Source organism: Acetonema longum DSM 6540 (assembly GCF_000219125.1).
In the GTDB taxonomy this organism is placed as follows: Bacteria; Bacillota; Negativicutes; order Sporomusales; family Acetonemataceae; genus Acetonema; species Acetonema longum.
In genome coordinates, this window is sequence record NZ_AFGF01000136.1 from 1 (window position 1) to 4112 (window position 4112).

The 4112-nt window shown below is 50.4% G+C and carries 2 protein-coding genes; both read right to left on the reverse strand.

Annotated elements, in window-relative coordinates; all coding sequences use genetic code 11:
- Positions 1–200 precede the first annotated feature (200 nt).
- On the reverse strand, positions 201–2825 hold the full coding sequence (alaS, locus tag ALO_RS14145) for an alanine--tRNA ligase (RefSeq protein WP_004096970.1): 2625 nt from the start codon (positions 2823–2825) through the stop codon (positions 201–203).
- A gap of 75 nt (positions 2826–2900) precedes the next feature.
- Complete coding sequence (locus ALO_RS14150) at positions 2901–3926, reverse strand: AI-2E family transporter (protein WP_004096971.1); 1026 nt, start codon at positions 3924–3926, stop codon at positions 2901–2903.
- Between the last annotated feature and the right edge of the window lie 186 nt (positions 3927–4112).

A 4112-nucleotide genomic window follows, 5' to 3' on the forward strand; every position in this document is an offset into this window, starting at 1 on the left:
GGCAGTAGTGGATGTTTCTCATAAGCCGAAAGTCACCTGAATTTCTTAACTAGTACGGCAACGCAGGCGTTCCTTGCATCTGAACCTTTTTGAACGGTCTCAGATTCGAGACTGCAGATGAGTTTTGCAACAGACTACAAGATAGACTCAGCGTTTGATGTTATTGCAGAAAAAGGGCGGACGCTGCCGCCCTCTCATAGCTATTTTATTTGTGCAGTAATGGTATCCAAAGCAACCGCCAAGGCTTCATTCATTTTTTCCGGATTCTTGCCGCCGGCCTGGGCCATGTCGGGCCGGCCGCCGCCGCCGCCGCCCGCCGCCTTTGCCACTTCTTTGACGATATTGCCGGCATGGATTCCTTTCGCTATCGCGGTTGGGGTAGCCATTACGACGAAATTGACCTTGCTTTCCTGTTGAGCGCCTAGTACCACAACGCCGGAGGGTATACGATCCCGGAGCATATCGGCTGTGGAGCGCAAGTCTTCCATATCTTTGGCCTGAACCTGGCCAATTACCACTTCCAGCCCCTTCACCGTTTGCTTTGCTGCCAGCAGAGACTCTGCCGCCATCTTAGACTGGCTGCCATGCAGCGCGGCCAGTTCTCGCTCCAGCCCCTTAATCTCATTGTGCAGACTCTCTACCTTAGATAGAATATCCTCCGGACGGGTTTTCAATACACTTGCCGCCTCGGTTAAGAGCGCTTCCCGCCCTTTAACAAATTCCAACGCCTTCAAGCCGGTCACAGCTTCAATTCTTCTGAGACCCGCACCTACGCTTGTTTCCGACACAATGCGGAAAAAGCCGATATTACCGGTACTGTCCACATGGGTGCCGCCGCAAAGTTCCTTGCTGATGTCGCCGACAATAACCACCCGGACTGTATCGCCGTATTTTTCTCCGAACAGAGCAGTGGCGCCCATTTCCCTGGCTATATCCTGAGTCGTCTCAATGATTCCTACTGTTGCATTGCTTAGAATCGCCGCGTTCACCCTTTGTTCAATCAGGTCTAATTCTTCCGCCGACACCGGAGCAAAATGGGAAAAATCAAAACGCAGCCGGTCGGGTCCCACATAGGAACCAGCCTGGTTTACATGTGACCCCAGCACCTGGCGCAACGCCGCCTGCAGCAGGTGAGTGGCGGTATGATTGCGGGCAGTGTGATCCCGTCTTTCCCTGTCCACGACGATCTTGACCGAGTCGCCGCTGACAATGGTTCCTTCCGTTACCTGACCGATGTGATAAATAGTCCCGTCAGGCAGTTTTTTCGCGCCGGTCACTTCCATTTTGCCGTAGGGCGCAATAATCTGCCCCACATCGCCCACTTGTCCGCCGCCTTCGGCATAGAAAGGAGTAACGTCCAGGATCAGAGCGATATCGTCTTCCACCTCGGCTTTTTGGATCACGCTTCCCTCGGAAAGCAGCACAACAACCTTAGCTGCTTCCGCCGCAAAATCCTGAGTTAATTTTTCTGTGACAATCGTCCGCAAGTCCGGTATGACTATTTTTTCTCCTTTTTCCTGACGGGCGGTTCTAGCCCGTTGGCGCTGGGCGTCCATAGCCTGATCAAAGGCTTTTTTGTCCAGGGTCATATCATGTTCGGCCAGGATTTCCTGGGTCAGTTCCCAGGGGAACCCGTAAGTATCATAGAGTTTAAAGCCGGTCGTGCCGTCAAGCACAGACTTTCCGGACTGTTTCATATTTTCAATATGGCCGTTCAACAACTCTATGCCTTGGGCTAAAGTAGCATGAAACCGCTCTTCTTCCATGCTGATGACCTTTTTGATATAGTCTTTTTTCTCGGTAATATCCGGATAGGGTTCAGCAAATATCTTCGCTACCACATCCACGATATCTGCCAAAAAGGGTTTGTCAATACCCATTAGGCGTCCGTGCCGGGCCGCCCGGCGCAGCACTCTTCTTAACACATAGCCCCGGCCTTCATTGGAAGGCAGAATGCCATCGGCGATCATCACTGTCATGCTGCGAGCATGATCGGCGATGACCTTTAATGAAACATCGCTTTGGGGCGCGGAACCGAAAAGAATCTTGGCTACAGCAGAGGCATGTTCAATAATCGGGTATAATAGATCCGTTTCAAAATTGGAGCGCTTGTTCTGCAGTACGGAAGCAATCCTCTCCAGACCGGCGCCGGTGTCAATATTTTTCTTGACCAGGGGTGTATAGTTGCCGGCCTCGTCCCGGTCGTACTGGGTAAAGACCAGGTTCCATATCTCCAAATAGCGATCGCAATTGCAGCCTACTCCGCAGTCCGGTTTGCCGCAGCCTCGATCCTCGCCCAAATCCACATAGATTTCGGAACAGGGGCCGCAAGGTCCCGGCCCGATTTCCCAAAAATTATCCTCCAGCCGGATAATCTTTTCAGCGGGAATTCCAACATGGTTGCGCCAGATATCAAATACTTCATCGTCTTTCGTATGAATCGTTATCCATAAGTTTTCCGCCGGGATTTCCAGGTGCTGGGTGAGGAATTCCCAAGCCCAGGCGGTAGCCTCTTTTTTAAAATAATCGCCGAAGGAAAAATTGCCGAGCATTTCAAAAAAAGTATGATGACGGGCCGTACGTCCCACATTTTCAATATCGCCGGTTCTCACACATTTCTGACTGGTAGCAACTCTGACATGCGGCGGCTTCATCTTACCGGTAAAAAAGGGTTTAAAAGGAGCCATCCCCGCGCCGATTAACAGCAGGCTGGGATCATTTTCCGGAATCAGCGAAGCGCTAGGCAATATCAAATGTTCTTTGGCTGCGAAAAACTGCAGATATTTTTTGCGCAGCTCATTACCCGTCATATAAATCACCAACATCAACCTCCACAAAGTGCCACATTCTTCTGGAATTATACATTAATTTATATTTCTATGTCAATGTATGGACACCTGTTAGATCAAGAGCTTAATGGCGTGTCGGAGAACCACTTTAATCACGGCAGCTGCAGGAACCCCCAGCAGCATCCCGGGTATTCCAGCCAGTTCACCGCCAAGAAACAGGAAAAAAATCACGGAAACCGGATGTAGTCCTGTTTTCTCGCTCAGTATCCGTGGACTGATAACACAGCTTTCAAATTGATGCACCAAAAAAAATAATACCACGACTTTGACCGCCAGCCACTTCGATTCCAGCAAACCAACCACAACTGCCGGCACGGCGCCAATCACCGCGCCAAAGTAAGGGATTACATCCAGGACTCCGGCCAGCACTCCGATCAGGATGGCATATTTAATTTTCAGGACCATAAGACCGACGGTCACCAAAATTCCTACCAGAGCCGCAATAATAATCTGCCCGCGGATCACGCCGTTAAAAACCGCGTCAATCTCCGTTAAAAACGAGGTCATTTCCGGACGCCATTTTGCCGGTATGAGCCCATAGAACTTTTCCTTGATTTCCTGCCAGTCGTGCAACAAATAAAAGGCCAAGATCGGACTGATTATCAGACTGATACCATGAGTCGCCAGAGTAATGATAGCGGCGAAAACATCGGCAATAGTTTGCCGGACGAGATTTTCCAACGCACCGCGCTGCTGATCAATCACTAACCGGATGGAATGGGGCAGCGCCGTATTTTGGTACTGCCACTCCACATCTTTAATTGTCTGTTGCATTTGGGCGGATATCCGGGGCAAATCCCGGGCAAATCCATCCAATTCCCGGATAAACAGCGGCAGAACCTTGCTGCCCGCAATTACCGCCAGGACCAGCATCAACGCGAAAACCAGCAATATCGCCCAAAGCCGTTTTTTTACACCGTGCTGTTCAAACCAGCAGACCGCAGGATTGAGCAAATAAGCCATTAACAAGGCAAAGAGAAAAGGATACAGGCTGCCGCGGACCATCCAAAGCAAATACAGCGCCGACCCAAACAGCACCAGTAGGATGCCGACTCTAATCTTTGCATGTAAAACCATCTTTCTACCCCGCAATTCTAGCTTAAAAAACGTCCTACAACCTCGAATCTGGGGCCGTTCAAAAAGGTCCAGATGCAAGGTAAGGGCAACGCCTGCGTTGCCATACTGAAGAATTTAGGTGACTTTTCGGCTATGAGAAAGCATCCGCTACCACCTCTCTCCCGAAAAGTCACAAATTCTGATAGC

Excerpts from the sequence above, each read along its gene's own strand:
- alaS (WP_004096970.1), bottom strand. The coding sequence starts at position 2,825 with ATGTTGGTGATTTATATGACGGGTAATGAGCTGCGCAAAAAATATCTG.
- ALO_RS14150 (WP_004096971.1), bottom strand. The coding sequence starts at position 3,926 with ATGGTTTTACATGCAAAGATTAGAGTCGGCATCCTACTGGTGCTGTTT.